The sequence below is a fragment of the Variovorax sp. PDC80 genome, assembly GCF_900115375.1.
Taxonomy (GTDB): domain Bacteria; phylum Pseudomonadota; class Gammaproteobacteria; order Burkholderiales; family Burkholderiaceae_C; genus Variovorax.
Map to the genome: position 1 here is coordinate 461,876 of NZ_FOWG01000004.1, position 26,014 is coordinate 487,889.

General features: G+C 70.4%; 26 protein-coding genes. 21 read left to right on the forward strand and 5 right to left on the reverse strand.

The window, feature by feature from the left end:
* Nucleotide 1 precedes the first annotated feature (1 nt).
* The 10 genes from BM109_RS15530 (at nt 2) to BM109_RS41220 (ending at nt 9,444) form a co-directional block, all read left to right on the forward strand.
* The gene (locus BM109_RS15530) at nt 2–1,042 is read left to right on the forward strand and encodes an ABC transporter substrate-binding protein (RefSeq protein ID WP_218159373.1); all 1,041 of its coding nucleotides are present in this window, start codon (nt 2–4) and stop codon (nt 1,040–1,042) included.
* A 40-nt stretch (nt 1,043–1,082) separates the two neighbouring features.
* Nucleotides 1,083–1,874 (forward strand): SDR family NAD(P)-dependent oxidoreductase, encoded by a 792-nt coding sequence (locus BM109_RS15535; RefSeq protein WP_093344065.1) that lies wholly within the window; start codon nt 1,083–1,085, stop codon nt 1,872–1,874.
* Between the two features lie 16 nt (nt 1,875–1,890).
* Nucleotides 1,891–3,360, forward strand: a complete 1,470-nt coding sequence (gene allB / locus BM109_RS15540) for an allantoinase AllB (RefSeq protein ID WP_093344067.1) — start codon at nt 1,891–1,893, stop codon at nt 3,358–3,360.
* Entirely contained in the window at nt 3,357–4,511 is a 1,155-nt protein-coding gene (locus tag BM109_RS15545) for a cyanuric acid amidohydrolase (protein WP_093344069.1), read from the forward strand. The genes allB and BM109_RS15545 overlap by 4 nt, the downstream gene beginning before the upstream one ends.
* Before the next feature lie 8 nt (nt 4,512–4,519).
* Nucleotides 4,520–5,404: an ABC transporter ATP-binding protein gene (locus BM109_RS15550; RefSeq protein WP_093344071.1), complete on the forward strand. Its 885-nt coding sequence runs from the start codon at nt 4,520–4,522 to the stop codon at nt 5,402–5,404.
* Nucleotides 5,401–6,183 (forward strand): ABC transporter permease, encoded by a 783-nt coding sequence (locus tag BM109_RS15555; RefSeq protein WP_093344073.1) that lies wholly within the window; start codon nt 5,401–5,403, stop codon nt 6,181–6,183. Before BM109_RS15550 ends, BM109_RS15555 begins: the two co-directional genes overlap by 4 nt.
* Before the next feature lie 21 nt (nt 6,184–6,204).
* Nucleotides 6,205–6,621, forward strand: coding sequence for a DUF3830 family protein (locus BM109_RS15560; protein ID WP_093344075.1), 417 nt, complete (start codon nt 6,205–6,207; stop codon nt 6,619–6,621).
* A gap of 26 nt (nt 6,622–6,647) precedes the next feature.
* Complete coding sequence (locus tag BM109_RS15565) at nt 6,648–7,691, forward strand: ABC transporter substrate-binding protein (RefSeq protein ID WP_093344077.1); 1,044 nt, start codon at nt 6,648–6,650, stop codon at nt 7,689–7,691.
* A 10-nt stretch (nt 7,692–7,701) separates the two neighbouring features.
* Nucleotides 7,702–9,204 (forward strand): amidohydrolase family protein, encoded by a 1,503-nt coding sequence (locus tag BM109_RS15570; protein ID WP_218159374.1) that lies wholly within the window; start codon nt 7,702–7,704, stop codon nt 9,202–9,204.
* 75 nt (nt 9,205–9,279) lie between these two features.
* The gene (locus tag BM109_RS41220) at nt 9,280–9,444 is read left to right on the forward strand and encodes a hypothetical protein (protein WP_177239353.1); all 165 of its coding nucleotides are present in this window, start codon (nt 9,280–9,282) and stop codon (nt 9,442–9,444) included.
* Here BM109_RS41220 and BM109_RS15575 read toward each other — a convergent pair.
* Nucleotides 9,428–10,072, reverse strand: coding sequence for a Fic/DOC family protein (locus tag BM109_RS15575; RefSeq protein ID WP_093344079.1), 645 nt, complete (start codon nt 10,070–10,072; stop codon nt 9,428–9,430). The genes BM109_RS41220 and BM109_RS15575 overlap by 17 nt on opposite strands.
* A 64-nt stretch (nt 10,073–10,136) precedes the next feature.
* Nucleotides 10,137–10,940, reverse strand: a complete 804-nt coding sequence (locus BM109_RS15580) for an exodeoxyribonuclease III (protein ID WP_057591267.1) — start codon at nt 10,938–10,940, stop codon at nt 10,137–10,139.
* 11 nt (nt 10,941–10,951) lie between these two features.
* On the opposite strand from BM109_RS15580, the gene pyrE reads away from it, so the two are divergent.
* Entirely contained in the window at nt 10,952–11,635 is a 684-nt protein-coding gene (gene pyrE / locus BM109_RS15585) for an orotate phosphoribosyltransferase (RefSeq protein WP_093344081.1), read from the forward strand.
* A gap of 12 nt (nt 11,636–11,647) precedes the next feature.
* Complete coding sequence (locus BM109_RS15590; RefSeq protein ID WP_093344083.1) at nt 11,648–12,358, forward strand: DUF4124 domain-containing protein; 711 nt, start codon at nt 11,648–11,650, stop codon at nt 12,356–12,358.
* Nucleotides 12,359–12,437: 79 nt separating this feature from the next.
* Here the strand turns inward: BM109_RS15590 and gatB are convergent, their stop codons facing one another.
* The 3 genes from gatB to gatC are packed head-to-tail and all read right to left on the reverse strand — an operon-like array spanning nt 12,438 to nt 15,740.
* On the reverse strand, nt 12,438–13,928 hold the full coding sequence (gatB, locus tag BM109_RS15595) for an Asp-tRNA(Asn)/Glu-tRNA(Gln) amidotransferase subunit GatB (protein ID WP_093344085.1): 1,491 nt from the start codon (nt 13,926–13,928) through the stop codon (nt 12,438–12,440).
* A gap of 1 nt (nt 13,929) precedes the next feature.
* On the reverse strand, nt 13,930–15,444 hold the full coding sequence (gene gatA / locus BM109_RS15600) for an Asp-tRNA(Asn)/Glu-tRNA(Gln) amidotransferase subunit GatA (protein WP_093344087.1): 1,515 nt from the start codon (nt 15,442–15,444) through the stop codon (nt 13,930–13,932).
* Entirely contained in the window at nt 15,441–15,740 is a 300-nt protein-coding gene (gatC, locus tag BM109_RS15605) for an Asp-tRNA(Asn)/Glu-tRNA(Gln) amidotransferase subunit GatC (protein ID WP_057591262.1), read from the reverse strand. Before gatC ends, gatA begins: the two co-directional genes overlap by 4 nt.
* A 224-nt stretch (nt 15,741–15,964) precedes the next feature.
* On the opposite strand from gatC, the gene BM109_RS15610 reads away from it, so the two are divergent.
* The 9 genes from BM109_RS15610 (at nt 15,965) to BM109_RS15650 (ending at nt 25,990) form a co-directional block, all read left to right on the forward strand.
* Nucleotides 15,965–17,008 (forward strand): rod shape-determining protein, encoded by a 1,044-nt coding sequence (locus BM109_RS15610; RefSeq protein WP_057591261.1) that lies wholly within the window; start codon nt 15,965–15,967, stop codon nt 17,006–17,008.
* An 84-nt stretch (nt 17,009–17,092) separates the two neighbouring features.
* On the forward strand, nt 17,093–18,103 hold the full coding sequence (mreC, locus tag BM109_RS15615; protein WP_093344089.1) for a rod shape-determining protein MreC: 1,011 nt from the start codon (nt 17,093–17,095) through the stop codon (nt 18,101–18,103).
* A complete protein-coding gene (gene mreD, locus BM109_RS15620) occupies nt 18,100–18,621 on the forward strand; it encodes a rod shape-determining protein MreD (protein ID WP_093344091.1) in 522 nt (173 codons plus the stop codon). Before mreC ends, mreD begins: the two co-directional genes overlap by 4 nt.
* A gap of 2 nt (nt 18,622–18,623) precedes the next feature.
* Nucleotides 18,624–19,409, forward strand: a complete 786-nt coding sequence (locus BM109_RS15625; RefSeq protein ID WP_143129172.1) for an SMI1/KNR4 family protein — start codon at nt 18,624–18,626, stop codon at nt 19,407–19,409.
* A 26-nt stretch (nt 19,410–19,435) separates the two neighbouring features.
* Nucleotides 19,436–21,406, forward strand: a complete 1,971-nt coding sequence (mrdA, locus tag BM109_RS15630) for a penicillin-binding protein 2 (RefSeq protein ID WP_093344095.1) — start codon at nt 19,436–19,438, stop codon at nt 21,404–21,406.
* 233 nt (nt 21,407–21,639) lie between these two features.
* A complete protein-coding gene (xylF, locus tag BM109_RS15635) occupies nt 21,640–22,662 on the forward strand; it encodes a D-xylose ABC transporter substrate-binding protein (protein ID WP_093344096.1) in 1,023 nt (340 codons plus the stop codon).
* A 135-nt stretch (nt 22,663–22,797) separates the two neighbouring features.
* On the forward strand, nt 22,798–23,988 hold the full coding sequence (locus BM109_RS15640) for a sugar ABC transporter permease (RefSeq protein ID WP_093344098.1): 1,191 nt from the start codon (nt 22,798–22,800) through the stop codon (nt 23,986–23,988).
* A 2-nt stretch (nt 23,989–23,990) separates the two neighbouring features.
* Nucleotides 23,991–24,791 carry an ATP-binding cassette domain-containing protein gene (locus BM109_RS15645; RefSeq protein ID WP_093344099.1) on the forward strand — a complete coding sequence of 267 codons (801 nt, stop codon included), beginning with the start codon at nt 23,991–23,993 and terminating at the stop codon, nt 24,789–24,791.
* 23 nt (nt 24,792–24,814) lie between these two features.
* Nucleotides 24,815–25,990, forward strand: a complete 1,176-nt coding sequence (locus tag BM109_RS15650; protein ID WP_093344100.1) for an ROK family transcriptional regulator — start codon at nt 24,815–24,817, stop codon at nt 25,988–25,990.
* The last annotated feature ends 24 nt before the right edge of the window (nt 25,991–26,014 follow it).

The following is a 26,014-nucleotide window of genomic DNA, read 5'->3' on the forward strand; positions in this document are numbered from 1 at the left end:
CATGTCCCTCTTCCGCCTTCCCATGCCCGCGCTGCTCTCGGCCTGCGCGCTCGCGCTGGCCGCCACCGGCGCCGCCGCCCAGACCTCGGTCAAGATGGTCCTCAACTGGAAGTACGAAGGCGCGCAGGCCTGGTTCTTCACCGCGCAGGACAAGGGCTACTTCAAGGCCGAGGGCCTCGATGTCGAGATCGACCAGGGCGAGGGCTCGGCCGCCTCGATCCCGAAGGTGGCCGCGGGCGCCTACCAGGCCGGCTTCGGCGACGTGAACGCGCTGATCGACCTGGCCTCCAAGCGCCCGGCCGATGCGCCGGTGGCGGTCTACATGCTCTACAACACGCCGCCCTTCACGCTGGTGGTGAAGCAGGACAGCCCGATCCGCACGCCCAAGGACCTCGAGGGCAAGACCATCGGCGGCCCGGCCAACGACGGCGCGCTCAAGCTGTTCCCGGCCTTCGCGAAGATCGCCAACGTCGACCCCGCCAAAGTCAACATCACCAACATGGCGCCCAACCTGCGCGAGCAGATGTTGAGCCGAGGCCAGATCGACGCCGCCTTCGGCTACGTGACCACCGTGAGCTTCAGCGCCAAGGCCATGGGCCTCGATCCCGCGAAGGACCTGCGCTTCATCCGCTACGGCGACCACGGCATGGACCTCTATTCGAACGCCGTCTTCTTCTCGCGCGCCTTCGTGAAGGACAACCCGAAGGCGGTGCAGGGCTTCGTGAAGGCGCTCAACCGCGCGATCAAGGACGTGATCGCCGATCCCGATGCCGGCGTGGCCGCGGTGATGAAGCGCGAGCCGCTGCTCAAGCGCGAGGTCGAGAAGGAGAAGCTGCTCGCCACCCTGCGCAACGACATGAGCCATCCCGAGATCGCGCGCATCGGCCTGGGCGACATCGACGAGGCGCGCATGCAGCGCGCGATCGAGATCGTGGCCGATGCCAACAAGCTGCCGCGCAAGCCCACGGTGGCCGAGGTCTTCGACCGCGGCTTCCTGCCCGCGCGCGCCGAGCGGCCCTCGAGCCTGGACCGCCAGCCCTGAACCCCGCCACAACGACGAACGAACAGAGAAAGACACGAACATGGACCTGCAACTCAAGGACAAGGTGGCGCTCATCACCGGCCCCGCCAAGGGCATGGGACGCGCCGTGACGCTGGCCTTCGCGCGCGAAGGCGCGAAGCTGGTGCTGGCCGGCCGCGACACCGCCGCCATCGAGCCCGTGGCCGCCGAAGCGCGCGCGCTCGGCGTGGCCGCCATCGTGGTGCCCTGCGACCTCACGCAGAGCGCGCAGACCGAGGCGCTGGCCGCGCATGCGCTCGAGGCCTTCGGCCGCATCGACATCCTGGTCAACGTGGCCGGCGGCTCGGGCCCGATCGGCAAGACCGGCTGGGAGACCACGAGCGAGGAGTTCGACGAGATCGTGCAGCTCAACATGACGGGCTGCTTCAACACCATGCACGCGGTGCTGCCCTCGATGATCGAGCGCAAGAGCGGCAAGGTGGTCAACGTCGGCGGCACCTTCGGCATGCGCGGGCGCGCCGGCCGGCTCGCCTACTCGGCCTCGAAGTGGGGGCTGCGCGGCATCACCAAGAGCTTCGCGCTCGAGGCCGGCCCGCACGGCATCAACGTCAACTGCGTCGCGCCGGGCATGGTCGACGGGCCGCGCTTTCGCGAGAAGGTGTGCGCCAACATGGCCGAGAAGCTGGGCATCACGCTCGAGGAGGCGATGACGCGCCACGCGGCCGACTACGCGCTGCGCCGCGTCTCCACCGACGCCGACGTGGCCAACGCCTGCCTGTTCATGGCCAGCGAGGTCTCGCGCCAGATCACCGGCGTCGACCTGCCGGTCGATGGCGGCTGGGCCATGCTCTGAACGCGAGGAACGAACCATGAAGGAAGTCGACCTCGTCATCCGCGGCGCCCAGGTGGTGTCGCCGGACCGCATCTTCGAAGCCGCCGTCGCGATCGCCGGCGAGCGCATCGTGGCCGTGGGCCACGACGACACTATGCCGAGCGCGCGCGAGGAGATGCGCGCCGACGGCCTGCACCTGTTGCCGGGCGCCATCGACAGCCACGTGCATTTCCGCGATCCCGGCTATCCGAACAAGGAGACCTGGAAGACCGGCTCGGCGGCCGCGGCGCTCGGCGGCGTGACCACCGTGTTCGAGATGCCCAACACCAACCCGCCGACCGGCACCGTCGAGGCGCTGCGCTTGAAGCAGAAGGCGGCCGAGTCCTCGTACGTGGACTTCGGCATCCACGGCCTGCTCGGCGACGACACCGTCGAGCGGCTCGAGGAACTGCTCGAGGCCGGCGTGACCAGCTTCAAGGCCTTCGTCGGCAACACCTTCGGCAACCTGCCCGCGCCCACCGACGGCGCGCTGCTCGAGGGCTTCGAGAAGCTCGCGCCGCTGGGCATCCGCACCGTCGTGCATGCCGAGAACTCCTCGATCCTGTTCCGGCGCCAGAAGAAGATGCAGGCGGCCGGGCGCATCGACGCGATGGCGCACCTGGCGGCGCGGCCCGCGGTGGCCGAGATCGAGGCCATCGGCCGCGTGCTCACCCTGGCCGAATGGACCGGCGCGCGCGTGCACATCGCGCACCACAGCGCGGCCGATTCGCTCTACCTGCTGCGCGCGGCGCGCGCGCGCGGCGTCGACGTGACGGCCGAGACCTGCCCGCAGTACCTGCTGCTCAACACCGACCACATGCGCACGCTCGGCGGCGTGATGCGGTTGAATCCGCCGATCCGCGAACCGCGCCACAACCAGCCGCTGTGGGACGCGCTGATGGACGGCACGCTCGACATGATCGCCACCGACCATGCGCCGCACGCGCCCGAGGAGAAGACGCGCGAGAGCATCTGGGACTGCGACTGCGGCTTTCCGGGCGTGGAGACGCAGATGCCGCTGATGCTGACCGAGGTCAATCGCGGCCGCGCCTCGCTGATGGACTACGTGCGCTGGAGCTCGGTCAACCCGGCCAAGGCCTGGGGCCTGTACGGCACCAAGGGCGTGATCGCGCCGGGCGCGCATGCCGACATCGCCTTCGTCGACATGAACCGCGCGGGCGTGCTGTCGCAGAACAAGCTGCAGAGCATCAGCAAGATCTCGCCGTGGAACGGGCGCGCGGTGCGCGGCTATCCGCTGCACACCCTGCTGCGCGGGCGCTTCGTGATGCGCGACGGCCGGCTGGTGGCCGAGGCCGCGGGTTGGGGCCGCTCGGTGAAGGGCGTGCAGCGCATGCCGCTGGCCAGGCCGCGCAACACCGAGCACTACAGCAGCGCGATCCTCGAGACGCCGCCGGGCGTGCCCGTGAATGCGGTGCCGGTGGGCGAGATCGACTGGAACGCGGCATGAGCGGCGGCCGTATCCAGGAGGTGCGCGTCTGGCGCATTCCGTGCAGCGGGCCCGGCGACCTGCGCGGCGCGCGGGCACTGATCGACGCGGGCGAGCTCGTGCCGTCCGAGATCGTCGCGGTGATGGGCAAGACCGAGGGCAACGGCTGCGTCAACGACTTCACGCGCGAGTACGCTTCCGCGGCCTGGTGCCAGCTGCTCGCGGGCGGGCTCGGCTGCACGCCCGAAGCCGTGCACCGCCAGGTGGCGCTCGTGATGTCGGGCGGCACCGAGGGCGTGCTCTCGCCGCACTTCACCGTGTTCGCGCGGCGCTGGCGCGACGAGGCCGTGCCCGCGCATGGCGAGAAGCGGCTGGTGGTCGGCGTGGCGCACACGCGCGACTTCCTGCCCGAGGAGATGGGCCGTGCCGCGCAGATCGATGCCACCGCCGAGGCCGTGGCCGCGGCGATGCGCGACGCGGGCATCGACGGCACGCACGACGTGCACTTCGTGCAGGTCAAGTGCCCGCTGCTGACATCGGCCAAGGTGGCGGCCGCGCTCGCGCGCGGTGCCGCGCCGGTCACGCACGACAGCTACGAGTCGATGGGCTATTCGCGCGGCGCCTCGGCGCTCGGCGTGGCGGTGGCGCTCGGCGAGGTGGCGCGCGCCGATATCGGCGACGCCAGCGTGATGGCCGACTGGAGCGCCTACTCGGCGCGCGCCTCGGCCTCGGCCGGCATCGAGCTCGAGGGCAACGTGGTCATCGTGCTCGGCGAGGCGCGCGCCAGCGCCTCGGCGCTGCGCATCGCCCACGGCGTGATGCGCGACGCGATCGACGGCCACAGCGTGCGCGCGCTGCTGCGCGATGCCTTCGGCCTCGATGCCGAGCGCGACGCGCAGGCCGTCTCGCGCCGGCTCGTGAACCTGCTCGCCAAGGCCGAGGCCAGCCCCGACGGCCGCGTGCGCGGCGAGCGCCACACCATGCTCAACGACTCCGACATCCATGCCACGCGCCATGCGCGCGCGGTGGTCGGCGGCGTGCTGGCCTCGCTGGCCGGCCACACCGCGCTCTATGTCTCGGGCGGCGCGGAGCACCAGGGACCCGCGGGCGGCGGACCGGTGGCCGCGATCGTGCGCGTCGAGGACGCGCACGCGTCCTCTCCTTCTTCCTGAAAGCGACCATGGAACGAGCCTTCATCCAACTGTCGGACGTGATGCTGCGCTACGGCGGCGGCACCATCGCGCTGGACCACACCACGCTGGGCATCGACAAGGGCGACTTCGTCGCGCTGGTCGGCCCCAGCGGCTGCGGCAAGTCGACCATCCTCAAGCTGGTGGCCGGGCTGCTGCGGCCCAGCGCCGGCGCGGTGATCGCGGGCGGGCGCGAGGTGGGCGCCGTGGGCGTGCGCACGCCCGCGGGCAGCCATGCCTCGGCCGCGCCGCGGCTGCGCATCGGCCTCGCGTTCCAGAACCCGACCATGCTGCCCTGGCTCACGATCCGCGAGAACGTGATGATCCCGCTGAAGATCGTCGAGCCGTTTCGCCAGGACTACCGGCGCAAGAAGCGCGGCGAATACGCCGAGCGCGCCGATGCGCTGCTGGCCCAGGTCGGCTTGAAGGGTTTTGGCGACAAGCGGCCCTGGCAGCTCTCGGGCGGCATGCTGCAGCGGGCCTCGCTGTGCCGCGCGCTGGTGCACGAGCCCGAGCTGCTGCTGCTCGACGAGCCCTTCGGCGCGCTCGACCAGTTCACGCGCGAGGAGCTGTGGGACATCATGCAGTCGCTGTGGATCGCGCGCCGGCCCACGGTGCTGCTGGTGACGCACGACCTGCGCGAGTCGGCCTACCTGGCCAACCGCATCTGCGTGATGAGCGCGCGGCCGGGCCGCATCCTCGAGACGCGCGAGGTCGGCTTCGCGCGGCCGCGCACGCTCGAGAGCAGCTATGCGCCCGAGTTCGCAGCGCTGGTGCAGCAGCTGCGCATGCGCATCGCGCAGGCGCGCCGCGGCGGCGACGCGGTGCCCGAAGGTGCAGCGGCCGAGCCGCTGGTCGCGGAGGTGGCGGCATGAACGCGATCTCCCCCGTGCTGCGCCAGCGCCTGCTGTCGACCGGAGCGCTGCTCGGCTTCTTCGTGCTGTGGGAGCTGGCCTGCCTGGCCGGCGGCATCTCCGACCTGGTGCTGCCGCGGCCGAGCCAGATCGCCCACGTGCTGCTCGAGAAGATGCCGCTGCTGTGGCCGCACACCGTGCAGACGCTCTACACCACGCTCGCGGGCTTCGTGCTGGGCGTGGCCGCGGGCGTGCTGATCGGCGTGGCCATCGGTTCCTCGAAGCTGGCCTACGACGTGACCTATCCGCTGCTGGTGGGCTTCTCGAGCATCCCGAAGGTGGCGGTGGTGCCGTTGTTCGTGGTGTGGTTCGGGGCCGGCACGGTGCCGGCGATCCTGACCTCGATGGTGATCAGCATCTTCCCGGTGGTGGTCAACGTGGCCACCGGCCTCGCGAGCACCGAGCCCGAGCTCGAGGACGTGCTGCGCGTGCTCGGCGCGCGCAAGCGCGACATCCTCTGGAACGTGGGCCTGCCGCGCACGCTGCCCTACCTGTTCGCCTCGCTCAAGATCGCGATCACGCTGGCCTTCGTGGGCACGGTGCTCAGCGAGACCGTGGCGGCCAACAAGGGCATCGGCACCGTGATGATGATCGCCAGCGGCAACTTCGACGTGCCGATGGTGTTCGCGGGCCTGTTCCTGCTCGCGGCGATGGGCGTGCTGCTGTATGCGGTGTCGGCTCTCGTCGAACGGCGCATGACGGGCTGGGCCCAGCGCAAGACCGACATGGCCATGGCCTGACTCCCCCACGACGAGACCGACATGACTTCCACACGCATCCTCATCACCGCGGGCGACCTGCGCTTCGTGGCCGAAACCCATCCCGACGCGCCGCTCACCGTGGCCGCGTTCTCGAAGCTCTTGCCCTACCGGCAGAAGCTGATCCACGTGCGCTGGAGCGGCGAGGGCTGCTGGGTGCCGCTGGGCGACTTCCAGCTCGGCGTGGGCTTCGAGAACCACACCAGCCATCCCTCGGTGGGCGACATCCTGTTCTATCCCGGCGGCTACAGCGAGACCGAGATCATCCTGGCCTACGGCGCCTGCAGCTTCTCGAGCCGCATGGGCCAGCTCGCGGGCAACCACTTCCTGAGGATCGTCGAGGGGCGCGAGCAGTTGCGTGAACTCGGCCGGCGGGTGCTGTGGGAGGGCGCGCAGGACGTGCGCTTCGAGGCCGCCTGAACTTCACGCAAGACCAAGGAGCTCCCATGCTGCAAACCCTCTCGCGCCGCGGCGCGCTCGCGGCCCTGCCCGCGCTGGCGGCCGCGCTCGGCGCGCCGCGTGCCTTCGCGCAGGCACCCACGCCGATCAAGTTCGTGCTCGACTGGAAGCTGCAGGGCATCCATGCCTGGTACTACCTCGCGCAGGACCGCGGCTATTTCGCGGCCGAGAAGCTGGCCGTGAGCATCGACCAGGGCGACGGCTCGGCGGCCGCCGTCACCAAGGTGATGAACGGTGCCTACCAGGCGGCCTTCGGCGACATGAACGCCATCGTGCAGAACGCCGCCACGCGGCCGGCCGACGCGCCCGTGATGGTCTACATGCTCTACGACCGCGCGCCCTTCGCGCTGATCGTGAAGGCGTCGGGACCGATCAAGACGCTGAAGGACCTCGAGGGCCGCACGCTCGGCAGCCCGGCCGGCGGCGCCGCGGCGCGCATGTTCCCGGTGATCGCGGCGCGCGCGGGCATCGACCCGGCCAAGGTCCAGTGGACCGGCATGGCGCCCAACCTGCAGGAGCAGATGCTGCTCAAGGACCATGTCGACGGCTCGGCCGTGTTCTCGGTCACCAGCTACATGAACCTGGTGGCGCAGGGCGTCGACCCCGACCGCGACATCCGCTGGTTCCACTATGCCGACCATGGCGTGGACCTCTACGGCAACGGCGTGATGGTGTCGCGCGCGCTGCTGCGCGACAGGCCCGAGGCCGTGGCCGGACTGGTGCGCGCGATCCACCGCGCGGTGCTCGACACCATCGCCGATCCCGACGCGGCCATCGCCGCGCTCGCCAAGCGCGAGCCGCTGCTCGATGCCGCGCTCGAGAAGCGGCGCCTGCTCTACACGCTGCGCACCGTGATGCTGACACCCGCGGTCGCGCAGGCCGGCATCGGCGATGTCGACGACGCGCGCATGGGCCGCGCCATCGCGCAACTGCGCACCGCCTTCGAGCTGCCGCGCGCGCCCGCGCCCGGCGAGGTGTTCGACCGGCGCTTCCTGCCGCCCGCGGCCGCGCGCCGGGTGGTGGCGAGCTGAGGCATCGCGCATGAGCCTTGCCCCGCATTCCGACGCCATCGACTGCGCTTGGCTGCTGGCCGAGCCGGGCCTGCGGCCCGCGCAGGCCGGCATGCGCATCGAATTCGACGGCGAACGCTTCGGCGCGATCGCGCCGCGCGATGCCGCCGGCCCCGCGCCGCGCCTGCTCGCGCTGCCGGCGCTGGCCAATGCGCACGACCATGCGCGCACCTTCCGCAGCGCCACGCTCGGCGCCTTCGGCCAGCCGCTCGAGAGCTGGCTGCCCTTCCTGGGCACGGTGCCGGGCATGGACCCCTACCTCTGCGCCGCCACCTCGTTCGCGCGCTCGCTGCGCCATGGCGTGACGAACCTGATGGTCCACTACACGCGCGTTCAGGGCGGCATGGACTACGTCGACGAGGCGCGCGCGGTGGCGCGGGCCGCGCGTGACGTCGGCGTGCGCATCGGCTTCGCGGTCGCCATGCGCGACCGCCACGGCATCGCCTACGACGACGATGCCGCCGTGCTGGCCCTGCTGCGCCCCGGCATCCGCGACGCGGTCGCGCGGCGCCTCGCGGTGCAGCCGGTCGAGCCCGCGCGGCAGCTCGCGCAGGTCGACGCGGTGGCGCGCATGGTCGAGGAGGAGGGCCTGGGCGCGCACGTCACCGTGCAGTACGGCCCGACCGCGGTCCAGTGGTGCGGCACGCCGCTGCTCGAGGCCATCGCGCGCGCCTCGGCCGATACCGGCCGGCCGGTCCACATGCACCTGCTCGAGACCCGCTACCAGCGCGACTGGGCCGATGCCCACCATCCGGGCGGCATCGTGCGCTTCCTCGATGCGATCGGCCTGCTGAGCCCGCGCCTCACGCTCGCCCACTGCACCTGGGCGCGGCCCGACGAGCTCGCGCTGATCGCCGAGCGCGGCGCCACCATCGCCGTCAACACCAGCTCGAACCTCGGCCTCCAGTCGGGCATCGCACCGCTGGCCGAGATGCTGCGCCAGGGCTGCCGCGTGGCCATGGGGCTGGACGGCATGGCTTTCGACGAGGACGACGATGCGCTGCGCGAGATGCGCCTGGCCTATGCGCTGCACCGCGGCTGGGGCTACGAGCGCACCATGACCCCGGCCCAGCTCTGGTCCTTCGCCGCCGGCCACGGCCCGCGCAGCGTGGGCGGCGCGCTGGTGTCGGGCGGCCGCATCGCGACCGGCGCCCCGGCCGACCTGGTGCTGCTGGACCTCGAGACGCTCGACGACGACGCGCTGTTCGACGACATCGATCCGCTCGAGCTGGTGCTGGCGCGCGCCAGTGGGCGCCATGTGGCGCAGGTGCTGGTCGGCGGCCGGCTGGCGGTCGATGCCGGGCGCGTGCTGGGCATCGACGAGCCCGCGCTGCGCGCCGAGCTGCTGGCGCGCATGCGCGCGGCGCTGGCGGCCGATCCCTCGCATGCGCAATGGCGCCGCACGCTGGGGGCGCTGGCGGAGGACCTGGGGCCGCTGTACCGCGAGGGGCGGATCGGGCGCTGTTGCGGCTGAAGGCCGTGCTCAAGGGGAGGCGCAACGCATGTGATTTCCGATAAAATTCAAGCCTTCGCCTGTCGAAATCACAGCATGACCAAACCCGCCGTACCTCAACGCAAAGCACCGAGCCGCAAGGCCGTGCTGCGGTCGGTGGCCAGTTCCACGGCGGTGGAAACAGGTCAGGACGTCGCGCAGCTCGAGCGCCGGTTGCAGCAACCCGCCGTGCGCTTTCCTCACATCAAGCTGGCTCGCTGAGGCTGGCATCGCCATCGGCGATGGCCCGGGCCACGAGCTGACCCATGGGGCCGTAGTCCCCTGAAAAACCAGAGTGAATCGCGCCGATATAGGCCGGCTTGTTCTGCTCCCAACTGCTGTAGTCGAGCGGCTCATGGCCGGCCTGCACGGCCATCACATCGGCCAGCAGGCGTGACAAGCGTCCATTGCCCTCGCGAAACGGGTGAATCACGATCAGCTCCACATGCGTCACGGCAATGGCATGTACCAGTTCGTCGGGCGCCAGCTCGCCGCAGGGCGTCCATCTCGTCAGGCACTCCCGTTCGAAGTCGCTCAGCAAGCCCGGCAGCAGCGCGGCGGTGGCGAACTGGAAGCCGCCCTTGCCCAGGTTGACCGAGCGTTCCTGCCCCGCCCATGGATACACATTGCCCAGCCACACGCGGTGCCAGCGCCGAAGGTCGGCCACCGTCAACGGGCGGTCGGGCAGATTCCGCAAGAGCACCTCGTCGTACAGCGCGCTCAGCAGCTGCAGTTCGAGGTCGTTCATGTCGTCGGCGGACGCGATGCCGACCAGGTTGCGCAGCACCTGTCCGTTCGAGCCCGGCTCGAACTCGCCTTCGGGGCCGGTGGTTTGATAGCGGTTGGTCATTGCGCGTCGGGTCCGGCCCTCGGGTGCGCGCCTGTGGGTATGACTGCCAGCGCCCAGGCGGCGCTCAGAGCGTGAAGTCGTACTCCAGCGTGATCGGCGCGTGGTCGCTGAACTTGATGGTCTTGAAGATCTGCTCGGTGCGTGCGAGCGCGGCGGTCTTTGGCGTGGCGAGGTGGTAGTCGAGCCGCCATCCCACGTTGTTGGCATAGGCCTGGCCGCGGTTGCTCCACCAGGTGTAGGCCTCGCCGGTGGTGTCGGGCTTGAGCATGCGGTAGACGTCGACCAGTCCCGCGCCCTCGGCGCCGGCGTCGAGCAGCTTCGTCATCCAGGCGCGCTCCTCGGGCAGGAAGCCGCTGTTCTTCTGGTTGCCGCGCCAGTTCTTGAGGTCGATCTCCTTGTGGGCGATGTTGATGTCGCCGCACAGCACGAACTCGCGCTGCTTCTTCAGCGCCACCAGGTGCGGGAAGAAGCCCTTGAGGAAGCGGAACTTGGCCTGCTGGCGCTCCTCGCCCGAGCTGCCGCTCGGGAAATAGCAGCTGATGACCGAGAACTTGCGCTTCGGCGTGTCGAAGCGCAGCTCGAGGTAGCGGCCCTCGGCGTCGAATTCGGCGTCGCCCCAGCCCACCACCACCTCGCTGGGCACGTGCTTCGTGTAGATCGCGGTGCCCGCATAGCCCTTCTTCTCGGCAAAATGGAAGTGGCCCTTGAGGCCGGCCATTTCCTCGAAGCGGCCTTCGATGTCGCTGGCCTGGACCCGGATCTCCTGCATGCAAATACAATCCGGCGCCAATTCGGCCACCCAGTCGGCAACGCCCTTGGTGGCGGCCGAGCGCAGGCCATTGAGATTGAGACTGGTCAGTTTGAACACAAGGAATTCCGATGGCTGTAGATGGTGAGAAAAGCAGTGCGGTGGCGCAGGACTTCGTCCAGTTCGCGCTCGACGCGGGCGTGTTGCGCTTCGGCGAGTTCAAGACCAAGGCCGGCCGCATGAGTCCTTATTTCTTCAATTCGGGCCTCTTCGACGACGGCGCCAAGATCGCGCGGCTCGCGGGATTCTATGCAGACCGCCTGATCGAGAGCGGGCTCGAGTTCGACATGATCTTCGGCCCGGCCTACAAGGGCATCCCGCTGGGCGCCACGGTGGCGGCCGAGCTCGCGCGGCGCGGCCGCAACGTGCCCTTCGCCTACAACCGCAAGGAAGCCAAGGCGCACGGCGAGGGCGGCAACCTGGTCGGCGCGCCGCTCCAGGGCCGGGTGCTGATCGTCGACGACGTGATGTCCGCGGGCACCGCGGTGCGCGAGTCGATCGCCGCGATCCAGGCCGCGGGCGCGGTGCCGCACGCGGTGGCGATCGCGCTCGACCGGCAGGAGAAGGCGACCGAGAACGGCGTCGACGTGGACCACAGCGCCGTGCAGTACGTGCGCAACCAGCTCGGCCTGCAGGTGGTGGCGATCGCCACCCTCGACGACCTGCTGAGCTACCTCTCGGGCGGCGCGGCCGCCGACCTCGGCACCCACCGCGAGCGCGTGCTCGCCTACCGCACGCGCTACGGCGCCCTCTGAAGGACACGCCCGATGCACCGCCTGCCGCGCCGCGTCCGCCACAGCCGATTCCGCGCCATCGGAAACGCCCGTGCCGCGCTGGCCGCGGTGCTCGCCGCCGGCTGCACGCTGGCGCTGGCCCAGGCGCAGAAGGGCGCGCCGGTGCCCAGCGCCGCGGGCATCTATTCGTGCGTCGATGCCAAGGGCCGCACCCTGACCGCCGACCGGCCGATCGCCGAGTGCAGCGACCGCGAGCAGCGCGAGCTGAGCCCGAGCGGCATGACGCGGCGCCGGCTCGAGCCCACCTATACGGCGCGCGAGCAGGCCGAGCGCGAGGACCGCGCGCGCGAGGCCGCGGCGCAGGCCGCGCGCATCGCCGACGAGCGCCGGCGCGAGCGCGCGCTGCTGATCCGTTACCCGAACGCCGCCGCCCACGAGCGCGAGCGCGGCGAGGCGCTGGTGCAGGTCGATGCCGTGATCCAGGCGGCGCGCAAGCGGCTGTCCGAACTGGCCGACGACCGCAAGAAGATCGACGAGGAGCTCGAGTTCTACAAGGGCGACGCGAGCAAGGCGCCGGGCGTGCTGCGGCGCCGGCTCGACGACAACGCCAAGAGCGTGGCGGTGCAGAACCGCTTCATCGGCGAGCAGGAAGACGAGAAGAAGCGTGTCAACGCGCGCTTCGACGAGGAGCGCGTGCGGCTCAAGCAGCTGTGGTCGGGCGAGACCGCGACCACCTCGCGCTGAGCGGCATTCCCCAAAGAAAAAACGGTGAAGCGGCCCGCGCGGGGCCCGCTTCACCGTCGTGCCGGGACGAAGCCCGGGCTCAGGCCAGCTTGGCCTTCAGCAGTTCCGTGACCTGCGCCGGGTTGGCCTTGCCGCCGCTGGCCTTCATGACCTGGCCCACGAGGCCGTTGAGCGCCTTCTCCTTGCCGCCGCGGTACTCCTCGACGTTCTTCGCGTTCTTCGCGATCACCTCGTCGAGGATCGCGTCGAGCGCGCCGGCGTCGTTCATCGGCTTCAGGTCCTTGGCCTCGATGATCGCGTCGACGTCGCTGCCTTCGCCGGTCCACAGCGCCTCGAACACCTGGCGCGCGGCGTTGTTCGGCAAGGTGCCGTCGGCGATGCGCTTCACGAGCTGGCCGAGCTGCGCCGCGCTGACCGGCGCGGCCTCGATGCCGATCTCCTGGGCATTGAGGCGGCGTGCGATCTCGCCGGTGATCCAGTTGCTCGCGAGCTTGGGCGTGGCGCCAGCCTTCACCGCCTCGTCGAAGTAGCGCGCGAGCGCCGGGCCCTGCGTGAGCTGCGCGGCGTCGTAGGCCGACAGTCCATGGTCGCGCACGTAGCGCTCGGCCATCACGCGCGGCAGCTCGGGCATCTCGGCCTTCACGCGCTCGATCCAGTCGGCGGCGATCACCAGCGGCGGCAGGTCGGGGTCGGGGAAGTAGCGGTAGTCGGACGAGTCTTCCTTGGCGCGCATCGCGCGCGTCTCGCCGGTGTCGGGGTTGAACAGCACGGTGGCCTGCTCGATCTTGCCGCCGTCCTCGAGCGTGTCGATCTGCCAGCTGATCTCGTAGTCGATCGCCTGCTGCATGAACTTGAAGCTGTTCAGGTTCTTGATCTCGCGGCGCGTGCCGAGCTTCTCGCCGGGGCGGCGCACCGAGACGTTGGCGTCGCAGCGGAAGCTGCCTTCCTGCATGTTGCCGTCGCAGATGCCGATCCAGGTCACGATCTTGTGCAGCTCCTTCGCATAGGCCACGGCCTCGGCGGTGGAGCGCATGTCGGGCTCGGTCACGATCTCGAGCAGCGGCGTGCCGGCGCGGTTCAGGTCGATGCCGCTCTGGCCCACGAAGTCCTCGTGCAGCGACTTGCCCGCGTCCTCCTCGAGGTGGGCGCGCACCAGGCGCACGGTCTTCTGTTCCTCGCCGACGAAGAAGCTCACCGAGCCGCCCTGCACCACGGGGATCTCGAACTGGCTGATCTGGTAGCCCTTGGGCAGGTCGGGATAGAAGTAGTTCTTGCGCGCGAACACGCTGCGCGGCGCGATGTGCGAACCGAGCGCGAGGCCGAGCCGGATTGCGCGTTCGACCGCGCCCTTGTTCATCACGGGCAGCGTGCCGGGCAGCGCGAGGTCGACCGCGCAGGCCTGCGTGTTGGGCTCGGCGCCGAAGGCCGTGGAGGCGCGGCTGAAGATCTTGCTCGCGGTCGAGAGCTGGGCGTGGGTCTCGAAGCCGATGATGACTTCATAGCCGCGCACCAGCGGGCCGGTCGGGCGGCCCTGTTGCTGTGCTTCGAAGGTGTTCACTGTCTCGCTCATGTCAGAAGCCCTCCGGCGTGCGCGCGTGCCAGTCGGTGGCCTGCTGGAAGCGGTGCGCCGCGTTGAGCAGCTTCGCTTCGCCGAAGTAGTTGCCGATCAGCTGCAGGCCCACGGGCATGCCGCCGTCGAAGCCCACCGGCAGGCTCATGCCGGGCAGGCCGGCCAGCGAGGCCGGCAAGGTGAAGATGTCGGCCAGGTAGTCGGCCACGGGGTCGTCGCCGTGCTCGCCGATCTTCCAGGCGGTGGTCGGCGCGGCCGGGCCGGCGATCACGTCGCACTGCGCGAAGGCCTGCTGGAAGTCGTCGGCGATCATGCGGCGCACCTTCTGCGCCTGCAGGTAGTAGGCGTCGTAGTAGCCGTGCGAGAGCACGTAGGTGCCGATCATGATGCGGCGCTTGACCTCGTCGCCGAAGCCTTCGGCGCGCGTGCGCTCGTACATCTGCGTGAGCGCGGTCTTCTTGCTCGCGGGGTCGAAGAAGTCCTTGGCGCGGTGGCCGAACTTCACGCCGTCGAAGCGGCTCAGGTTGCTCGAGGCCTCGGCCGCGGCAATGATGTAGTAGACGGGGATCGACAGCTCGGTGCGCGGCAGCGAGACCTCGACGCGCTTCGCGCCGAGCTTCTCGTACTGCAACAGCGCTGCATCGATGGCGGCGCGCACGCCGGGCGCCACGCCCTCGCCGAAGAACTCCTTCGGCACGCCGATGCGCAGGCCCTCGAGCGAGTCGTGCAAGGTGCGGCCGAAGTTCTCGGCCGGGCGGTCGAGCGAGGTCGAGTCGCGGTCGAGGTCGGGGCCGCAGAAGGCCGACAGCAGCAGCGCGCAGTCCTCGGCCGAGCGGGCCATCGGGCCGGCCTGGTCGAGGCTGGAGGCGAAGGCCACCATGCCGTAGCGCGAGGCGCGGCCGTAGGTGGGCTTGATGCCGGTCACGCCGCAGAACGAGGCCGGCTGGCGGATCGAGCCGCCGGTGTCGGTGCCGGTGGCGGCCGGCGCGAGGCGCGCGGCCACGGCGGCGGCGCTGGCGCCCGAGGAGCCGCCCGGAATGCGCTCGAGGTTCCAGGGGTTGCGCACCGGCACGGCCTGGTCGTGGCCGACGGCGGGCACGGCCACGTTCTCGTTGGCCGAGCCCATCGCGAACTCGTCGCAGCTGAGCTTGCCCAGCGTGACGGTGCCGGCCTCGGCGAGGCGGCGCACCACGGTGGCGTCGAAGGGCGAGCGGTAGCCCGCGAGCATCTTCGAGCCCGCGGTGGTGGCGAAGTCGGTGGTGACGAAGATGTCCTTGTGCGCGATCGGCACGCCGGCCAGCGCCGGGGCGTTGCCGGCCGCGATCGACGCGTCGGCCGCGCGGGCCTGGGCCAGCGTCGCGTCCTCGTTCACTTCGACGAAGCTGCCGAGCGCCTGGTGGGCCTTCATGCGGCCCAGGAAGTGCTGCGCGGCCTCGACGGCCGAGACTTCGCGCCCGGCCAGCGCCTTCGCCAGCGCGGCCACCCCGAGGTGGTGCAGGTCCTTGGCGCCGCTCATTCGATCACCTTGGGCACGAGGAACAGGCCGGCTTCGACGGCGGGGGCGCTGCGCTGGTTGGCTTCGCGGTTGTCCGGCTCGCTCACGACGTCCTCGCGCAGGCGCAGGACGATGTCCTCGATGGCGGCCACGGGATGGGCCAGGGGCTCGACGCCGGTGGTGTCGACCGAGCGCATGCGCTCGACCACGTCGAAAAAGCCGTTGAGCTGGCTGAGCATGCGCTCGCTTTCGTCGGGGGCGAGCTGCAGCCGCGCCAGGGAGGCGATGCGGGCGATATCGGAAGCGGAAAGGGACATGGTGGAACCGGCCGAAAAACCGGAGGTAAATAGCGCGCCGCAAGGGCCGCCAACACGGGATTCAGAGGGGATTCGGGTATTATCCCGCCTTTGCCGCAACCCCCGCGAACGCGCCGGCTTTTGCTGCAAAAACGATCAAATTCACCCTTCCAGCACCCCCAAAACACCCATAGAGTGAGCGACGTTCTGCCGATGCGCAGCCCGTGCTCCAGAGGATTCCGCACATGTTTGGAGCTTTCCGTCGGTACTTCTCCACCGACCTCGCGATCGACCTCGGCACCGCCAACACGCTCATCTTCGCCCGCAACAAGGGCATCGTGCTGGACGAACCCTCGGTCGTCGCCATCCGCCACGAAGGCGGTCCGCATGGCAAGAAGGTGATCCAGGCCGTCGGCCGCGAGGCCAAGGCCATGCTCGGCAAGGTGCCGGGCAACATCGAGGCCATCCGCCCGATGAAGGACGGCGTGATCGCCGACTTCGTGATCACCGAGCAGATGATCAAGCAGTTCATCAAGATGGTGCACCCGCGCACGCTGCTCACGCCGAGCCCGCGCATCATCATCTGCGTGCCCTGCGGTTCCACCCAGGTCGAGCGCCGCGCCATCAAGGACGCGGCCGAGGCCGCGGGCGCGACCTCGGTCTACCTGATCGAGGAACCCATGGCCGCGGCCATCGGCGCCGGCCTGCCCGTCAGCGAAGCCTCGGGCTCGATGGTGGTCGACATCGGCGGCGGCACCACCGAGGTGGGCGTCATCAGCCTCGGCGGCATGGTCTACAAGGGCTCGGTGCGCGTCGGCGGCGACCGCTTCGACGAGGCCATCATCAACTACATCCGCCGCAACTACGGCATGCTGATCGGCGAGCCCACGGCCGAGGTCATCAAGAAGAGCATCGGCTCGGCCTTCCCGGGCTCCGAGGTCAAGGAAATGGAAGTCAAGGGCCGCAACCTCTCCGAGGGCGTGCCGCGCAGCTTCACGATCAGCAGCAACGAAGTGCTGGAAGCCCTGACCGACCCGCTCAACAACATCGTCTCGGCCGTCAAGAACGCGCTCGAGCAGACCCCGCCCGAACTCGGCGCCGACATCGCCGAGCGCGGCATGATGCTCACCGGCGGCGGCGCGCTGCTGCGCGACCTCGACCGCCTGCTGGCCGAGGAAACCGGCCTGCCGGTGCTGGTCGCCGAGGACCCGCTGACCTGCGTGGTGCGCGGCTGCGGCATCGCCCTCGAGCGCATGGACCGGCTGGGAAGCATCTTCACGAGCGAGTGAATGCAGCGCCGCCTCCATCGGCCGGCCCCCGCTTGCGCGGGCCGGCCTTTTGTCATCTGATGCCGCAGCACCCGACCTGATCCCATGCCCCTGGGCACGCTCGACCGCACCGCGCCACCCCTGTTCAACCAGGGGCCATCGGCGCTGAGCAAGCTGATCTTCTTCAGCACGCTCGCGCTTTTCCTGATGGTGGCGGACGCCCGCTTCCACATCGTGCAGCCGGTGCGCCAGGCCATCGCGGCCGTGCTTTACCCGGTGCAATGGGTGGCGCTCAAGCCCGTGCAATTCGTGGTGGGCGCCGGCGGCTACCTCGAGGACCTGCAGACCGCGCAGAAGAACGAGGCCGACGCGCGCAAGGCGCTGATGCTGCAGGCCGAGCGCGCGAGCCAGGCCGACACGCTGGCGCAGGACAACGCGCGGCTGCGCGCGCTGCTCGAGCTGCGCCAGCTGCAGCAGACGCCGGGCCGCGCGGCCGAGGTGCTGTACGACGCGGCCGACCCCTACACGCGCAAGATCGTCATCGACCAGGGCCTGGCCCAGGGCGTGGCGCCGGGCTCGCCGGTGATCGACGCGCAGGGCGTGCTCGGCCAGGTGACGGCGGTGCAGCCCTTCACGAGCGAGGTCACGCTGGTGATCGACCGCGACCTCTCCATTCCCGTGCAGAACACCCGCACCGGCGTGCGCAGCGTGGCCTTCGGCGATGCCTCGGCGCATGGCGGCGGGCTCGAGCTGCGCTTCATGGCCGCCAACGCCGACCTGCAGGAGGGCGACCTGCTGTCGACCAGCGGCGTCGACGGCATCTATCCCGCCGGACTGCCGGTGGCGAAGATCGAGCGCATCGAGCGCCGCGCCGACTCGGCCTTCGCGCGCATCTACTGCGTGCCGCTCGCGCACGTGATGGCCGCGCGCTACGTGCTGGTGCTGAAGCCCACGGGCGCGCCCTCGGCACCGCCGCCGGCGGCCGCGGCCGCGCCGGCACCGCGCCCGAAGAAGGCAGAAGGCAAGGCCGGCGCGGCCGTCAAGGGCGCGGAGAAGGCGTCCGAGAAGAACGGCGCCGCCGCCGCCGCGAAGAAACCCGCGGAGGCCGCGCGATGATCAAGCGACCCGGCCAGCAGCAGCTGTTGCTGCCCGTCAGCCCCGTGTTCATGTGGGGCAGCCTGGTGGTGGCCCTGCTGATCAACATGGTCCCGATCGGCCGCGCCGCCTGGATGCCCGACCTGCTCGCGCTGGCGATCGTGTTCTGGGGCGTGCACCAGCCGATGCGCGTGGGCATCGGCGCCGCCTTCGTCTTCGGCCTGCTGATGGACGTGCACCAGGCCTCGATGCTCGGCCAGCATGCGCTGTCCTACACCACGCTGGGCTTCTTCGCGATCACCATCCACCGGCGCCTGCTCTGGTACCCGGTGCTGTCGCAGGCGCTGCAGGTGCTGCCGCTGTTCGCGCTGTCGCAGCTGATCGAGATCGTCACGCGCATCCTCGGCGGCGGGGTGTTCCCGGGCTGGTCGGTGTTGATCTCGCCGGCCGTCGAGGCCGCGCTGTGGCCGCTGGCCACCTTCGTGCTGCTGGCGCCGCAGCGCCGCACGCCCGAGCCCGACGAAAACCGTCCCTTGTGACCATGTCCGCCGCCGGACCTTCCCTGCCGCCGTCCGTGCAGGCCTTCGTGGATGCCGCCCTCGTGGTCGGCGACCTCGGGCTGCCGCAGTGGTATCCCGAGCCCGGCGGCATCGATGCCTTCCAGGTCGGCTACCGCTCGCACGGCCACACCGGCGAGGACCTGAGCAGCGAGGCGCCGGGCCAGTGGCATCCCGCCTGGCTCGCGGTGGCGGCCAACTACTTTCGCGATCCCTACTTCATCGACCTGCGCGAGGCCGACGCGGGCTATCCGGTCTGGTGGGCACCGGCCTCGGCCGGCCGCTGGACGCCGTCGCCCGTGGCCGCGTCGATCGAGCGCTTCGGCGCGCTGCTGCAGGCGCTGGCGGCGCTGGGCGACGACCCGGGCGCGATGCTTGCGCGCATCGAGCGCGAGCCCGGCACCGAGGGCGCGCCCTGGCGCGAGATCCGCGCCAACCTCGCCGAGGCCATGGACGCGCCCGAAGAGGACGAAGAGGAAGAGCCGTCCGCGCCGGTCGACCCCGCGCACTGGACGCGCGGCGCGCTGGTGCTGCGCGATGCGGGACCGCGCCGCGTCGAGGTCGCGCAATGCCTGGTGCGGCTGCTCGATGTCGCGCCGGCACGCGCGCTCGCGCTGCTCAAGGCGCTGCCGCTGGAACTGTGCAGCGGTTTCCAAACTCATCTGGAGGCCGACCTGCGCAGCCTGCGCGCGCTTGGCGCCACGGTGGACTTCGTGCCCGCCGGCACCGGCGATACCGGGCCGGTTGCCTCGCCACCGCATGAAGCCTAAGCTCATCCATTGACCGTTCGCCGCCCATGACCGAAATCCGCAACGTCGCCGCCGACCTCGCGCGCTTCAAGCGCCGCGTGATCGTGATCGGCCTCACGGTGCTGTTCGCCTTCGGGCTGCTGTCGTCGCGGCTGATCTACCTGCAGGTCACGCGCCACGAGGACCTGGCCGAGCAGGCCGAGAGCAACCGCACGGCCGTGGTGCCGGTGGTGCCCAATCGCGGGCTGATCCTCGACCGCAACGGCATCATCCTGGCCTCCAACTACTCGGCCTACACGCTCGAGATCACGCCCTCGAAGGTGGGCGACGTCGAGCAGACCATCGACGACCTGACGCAGGTGGTCGAGGTCTCGCCGCGCGACCGGCGCCGCTTCAAGCGCCTGCGCGAGGACTCGCGCAGCTTCGACTCGATCCCGATCCGCACCCGCCTGAGCGACGAGGAGGTCGCGCGCTTCGCGGCCCAGCGCTACCGCTTTCCGGGGGTGGAGATCAAGGCGCGGCTGTTCCGCAACTATCCGCAGGGCGAGCTGGGCTCGCACGTGCTCGGCTACATCGGCCGCATCAACCAGCGCGAGAAGATCGCGATGGAGGACTGGGACGAGGAAGAGCAGGCCAACTACAAGGGCACCGACTACATCGGCAAGCTCGGCATCGAGCAGAGCTACGAGAAGACGCTGCACGGCCAGACCGGCGTCGAGCAGATGGAGACCTCGGCCGGCGGCCGCGCGGTGCGCCGGCTCGCGAGCCACCCGGCCACGCCGGGCAACACCGTCATGCTGTCGATCGACATCAAGCTGCAGAAGCTGGTCGAGGAGATGTACGGCGACCGGCGCGGCGCGCTGGTGGCGATCGATCCCAAGACCGGCGAGGTGCTGGCCTTCGTGAGCAAGCCCACCTTCGACCCCAACCTGTTCGTCGAGGGCATCGACACCGAGAGCTGGCAGGCGCTGACCGAATCGATCGACAAGCCGCTGCTCAACCGCGCGCTGCGCGGCACCTACCCGCCCGGCTCCACCTACAAGCCCTTCATGGCGCTGGCCGCGCTGCAGACCGGCAAGCGCGGCGCCAGCGTGGTAGTCAACGACCCCGGCTACTTCAACTTCGGCGGCCACCGCTTCGGCAGCCCCGAAGGCAACCTCGGCGGCGTCGACATGCGCCGCTCGATCCAGCTGTCGAGCAACATCTACTACTACTCGCTGGCCAACGAGATGGGCGTGGACCTGATCCACGACTTCATGAAGCCGCTGGGCTTCGGCCAGATCACCGGCATCGACCTCGGCGGCGAGGTGCGCGGCGTGCTGCCGAGCACCGAGTGGAAGCGCAACACCTACAAGCGGCCCGAGCAGAAGAAGTGGTACGCGGGCGAGACCATCTCGCTGGGCATCGGCCAGGGCTACAACACCTTCACCATGCTGCAGCTCGCGCAGGCCACCGCGATCGTGGCCAACGGCGGCATCAAGCACAAGCCGCACCTCGCGCTCGCCACGCGCGACACCGTCAGCGGCCAGGTGGTGCCGCTGCCGCAGCCGCCGGGCGTGAACCTGGGCCTCACGGCGGCCAACATCGCCGTCATCCGCGAGGGCCTGACCAGCGTGGTCACCAGCGGCACCGCGCGCAGCGTGTTCGCGGGCGCGGGCTACCAGGCGGCCGGCAAGACCGGCACGGCGCAGGCCGTGACGCAGGCGCAGAACACCAAGTACAACGCGCGCGCGCTCGAGGAACACCAGCGCGACCACGCGCTGTTCATGGCCTTCGCGCCGGTCAACGATCCCAAGATCGCGCTCGCCGTGATCGTCGAGAACGCCGGCTGGGGCGCCGGCGCCGCCGCGCCGATCGCGCGCCGCGTGTTCGACTACTGGCTCTCGGACCAGTACCCGAGCGAGGCCGACATGGCGGCCGTGCGCATCGGCAAGGCCGGCGCGCCGATGGGCAAGCCGCGCGTGGCCAGCGAGGTCGCCTGGCCGGCCCCCGCGCCGGCGAACGCACCCGCGCCCTGAGCCGGGGCGCCTCCTTTTCCCCCGTCCGTCCGACCCGCTCGGGGAATTCCCCGATGCCCCCGCCGCGCCTGCGATGGGATAGTTAGTTCGCCAGCCAAACTAAGTAGCGCCAAGGTTCTCAATCGGGTCCGCGGCGAACCACAGGCGTGGCATGGGGCGGGTTCCGGCCTTCTCGCGCCGGTCCCGAAGCACAGGCCGCCTGCACCGGGCGACTCAACACTGGAGAGACATCGATGCAACTGAAACACACCCTGGCCGCCATGGCTTTCGGTCTGACGGCCGTGGGCGCCATGGCCCAGACCGTGGTCGGCGTGAGCTGGTCCAACTTCCAGGAAGAACGCTGGAAGACCGACGAGGCCGCGATCAAGGCGCAGCTCGAGAAGCTCGGCGCCAAGTACATCAGTGCCGATGCGGGCGGCTCGCCCGAGAAGCAGCTCGGCGACATCGAGGGCCTGATGGCCAAGGGCGCGAAGGCGCTGATCGTGCTGGCGATGGACAAGGACGCGATCCTGCCCGCGGTGACCAAGGCCACGCGCCAGAAGGTGCCCGTGGTGGCCTACGACCGCCTGATCGAGGCGCCCGGCGTGTTCTACATCACCTTCGACAACGTCGAGGTCGGCCGCATGGAGGCGCGCGAGGTGCTCAAGGTCAAGCCCAAGGGCAACTACGTGATCATCAAGGGCTCGCCGAGCGACCCGAACGCCGACTTCCTGCGCGCGGGCCAGCAGGAAGTGCTGGCCGATGCCATCAAGAAGGGCGACATCAAGATCGTCGGCGACGAATACACCGAGGGCTGGAAACCCGAGGTGGCGCAGAAGAACATGGAGCAGATCCTCACCAAGAACGGCAACAAGGTCGACGCCGTGGTGGCCGCCAACGACGGCACGGCCGGCGGCGCGGTGGCCGCGCTCACGGCCAAGGGCCTGCGCGGCATCCCGGTGTCGGGCCAGGACGCCGACTTCGCGGCGCTCAACCGCATCGCGCTGGGCACGCAGACCGCCACCATCTTCAAGGACTCGCGCGAACTCGGCCGCGAGGCCGCCAGCGCCGCGCTGGCGCTGTCGCAGGGCAAGCCGGTCGAGAAGGCCGGCACCTGGAACTCGGGCCCGAAGAAGGTCTCGCTGTCCTCGCGCCTGCTGACGCCGGTGCCGGTCACGCGCGACAACCTCGACGTGGTCGTCAAGGCCGGCTGGATCAAGAAGGACGAACTCTGCAAGGGCGTCTCGGGCGCGAACGCGCCGGCGGCCTGCAAGTAAGAACAGGGCAGGGGGCGCACCGCGCGGTGCGTCCCGCCGCGCCGCGCGCGATCCGCGGCAGGGCGCGGGCCCCGTCCCCGACGGGCCGGCCGTGACCGCCGCCGCCCATCCCGTTTTCTCCGAGGGAGTCCTCCAATGAGCAATCCAACCCCAGGCTGGTGGCGCCGCACCGGCATCGACCTGCGGCTCGTGCTGATGTGCGTGCTGCTGGCGGTGCTGGCGATCGCCTTCAACCTCATGTCGGGCGGCGTGTTCCTCACGCCCGAGAACCTCTACAACGTGGCCCAGCAGACGGCCGTGGTCGGCATCGTCTCGACCGTGATGGTGCTGATCATCGTGGCGCGCCACATCGACCTGTCGGTCGGTTCGGTGATGGGCTTCGTGGGCGTGTTGATCGCCTACCTGCAGTACACCTCGGGCTGGTCCTGGCCCACGGCCTGCCTCGCGGGGCTCGCGGTGGCGCTGCTGGTGGCCATCTACCAGGGCTGGCTCACGGCGGTGCTCGGCGTGCCCTCGTTCGTGGTCACGCTCGGCGGCCTGATGTCGTTCCGCGGCGCGGCCTTCCTGGTGGCCGACGGCAAGACCCAGCCGGTCAACGACGAGTTCTTCCAGCGCCTGGGCGGCGGCTACGACGGCGGCATCGGCGTCACGGCCAGCTGGGTGATCGCGGGGCTGGTGGCCGTGGTGCTGTTCGCGCGCATGGTGCAGAAGCGGCGCGCGCGCACGCGCCACGAGATGCCCAACGAGCCGCTGTGGATCGAGCTGCTGCTGACCGCGGTGCCGGCGGCCGTGGTGCTGCTGTTCGCGGCCGTGATGAACCACTACAAGATCGACTCGAAGGATGCGCCGCAGGGCATCCCGATCCCGGTGCTGATCTGGGCCGTGGTGGCGATCGTGCTGTCGTTCATCGTGCACCGCACGCGCTTCGGCCGCTACGTCTTCGCGATGGGCGGCAACCCCGATGCGGCGGCGCTGGTGGGCATTCCGGTCAAGCGCGTCACGCTGATGCTGTTCGCGCTGCTCGCGGTGCTGGTGACCATCGCGGCCATCGTCTCGATCGCGCGGCTGAACGCCGGCACCAACTCGCTGGGCACCGGCATGGAGCTCTACGTGATCGCCGCGGCCGTCATCGGCGGCACCGCGCTGGCCGGCGGCAGCGGCTCGATCTTCGGCTCGGTGCTGGGCGCGCTGATCATGCAGTCGCTCGACAGCGGCATGCTGCTGCTCGACGTGCCGATCGGCAAGCGCATGGTGATCATCGGCCAGGTGCTGATCGTGGCCGTGGTGTTCGACGTGCTCTATCGCCGCAAATTCGGGGAGAACTGAAGATGGCCGAGATCGACAAGACCCGGCCGCTGGTCGAGCTGCAGGAGATCCGCAAGGCCTTCGGCGGCGTGAAGGCGGTCGACGGCGTGAGCGTCAACCTCTATCCGGGCGAGGTGGTGGCGCTGCTGGGCCACAACGGCGCCGGCAAGTCCACGCTGATGAAGATGCTCGCGGGCGCCTACCCGATCGATTCGGGCGAGGTGCGCATCGCGGGCGACAGGGTCAACATCCGCACCCCGGCCGAGGCGCAGGCGCAGGGCATCGAGACCATCTACCAGACGCTGGCGCTGGCCGACAACCTCGACTCGGTGGCCAACCTGTTCCTGGGCCGCGAGAAGATGACGGCCTGGAACACGCTCGACGACCACTTCATGGAAGTGCAGGCGCGCAAGGTGTTCCAGCGCCTGAACAAGAACTTCACCAACATCCGCATCCCGGTGCGCCGCCTCTCGGGCGGCCAGCGCCAGGTGGTGGCGATCTCGCGCGCGCTCTACTTCAACGCGCGCATCCTGATCATGGACGAGCCCTGCGCCGCGCTCGGCCCCGAAGAAACCGCGATGGTCGGCCGGCTCGTGAAGCAGCTCAAGGACGACGGCGTGGGCATCTTCCTGATCACCCACGACATGCCCGATGTGTTCTCGCTGAGCGACCGGCTCGCGGTGATGAAGAACGGCAAGCTGGTCGGCACCTACCGCACCGCCGATGTCACCGAGGACGAGGTGCTCGGCATGATCATCGCGGGCAAGCGGCCCGAGGGCCGCGAGCAGGCGCCGCACGCGGCGACGGCGGTGGCCGCGGCCTGAGGCCTTCCCATCCGGCCCCGCGCATGAAGACCATCGGCGACCAGCAGTTGCTCAAGCGCATGAACCGCAGCGTGCTGCTGCGGCTCCTGCGCGCGCAGCCGGGGCTGTCGCGCGCGCGGCTCGCGAGCGAGAGCGGCCTCACCAAGTCGACCGTGAGCCTGCTGGTGCGCGAACTGCTCGACGAGGGCTGGCTCAGCGAATCGGGCGCCGCGGTGGCCGACGGGCTCGGGCGGCCCTCGACCCCGCTGCAGATCAATGTCGGCGTGCGCGCGCTCATGGGCATCGAGATCGCGGTCGACACGGCGCGGCTGGCCTGCGTCTCGCTGCAGGGCGAGGTGCTGCATTCCGACGAGCAGGCGCTGGCCGACAGCGCGCCGGCCGGCACCTGCGCGCAGGTCGCGCGCATGGCCGCGGCCGCGCACCGCCGGCTGGCCGAGCGCGGGCTGCGGCTGTCGAGCATCGGCGTGTGCGTGCCGGGCGCGGTCGACGACTGCACCGGCGAGGTCCGCTTCGCGCCCAACCTCGGCTGGCGCAACGTGCGCCTGCTGCCGATGCTCGAGGACGCGCTGGCCGCGGCCGGCCTCACGGGCGTGACGGTGCAGCTGCAGAACGATGCCGACGCCGCCGCGCTCGGCGAGTACGAGTTCGCCGCGGGCGAGGGCGAGGATCCGCTGATCTTCGTCAACTGCGACGTCGGCGTGGGCGCGGGCGTGGTGCTCAACGACCGCCTGTTCACCGGCGCCCAGGGCATGGCCGGCGAGATCGGCCACACCATCCTCGAGCTCGACGGTCCGCCGTGCTCGTGCGGCCGGCGCGGCTGCGCCGAGGCCTTCTTCGGCGCCCGCGTGCTGGCGCGCGAGGGCGTGGACATGCAGCGCGCCGCCGCGCTGTTCGGCGTGCTGCTGCAGAACCTCTGGGTCACCTTCAATCCGCGCGCCATCGTGCTCGGCGGCAAGTCCTGCGCCGAGCACCGCGGCTTCGCGCAGGCCGCCTTCGCGAGCGTCAAGCACCATGCCGACGGCGCCGGCATGCCCGCGCCCGAGCTGCGCACCGCGCGCTACGACGCGCTCGCGCCCGCCGTGGGCGCGGCCGCGCTCGCGCTGCACGAGTACCTGCGGCCGCTGCAACCCGATGCGCGGGCGCGTCGCGCGCGCGCGGCGCTGGCCCATGCGCGCGCGGGCCTGAGCGCGCGGGTCTGAGCGCGCGAGTACCTTCGTCCACGC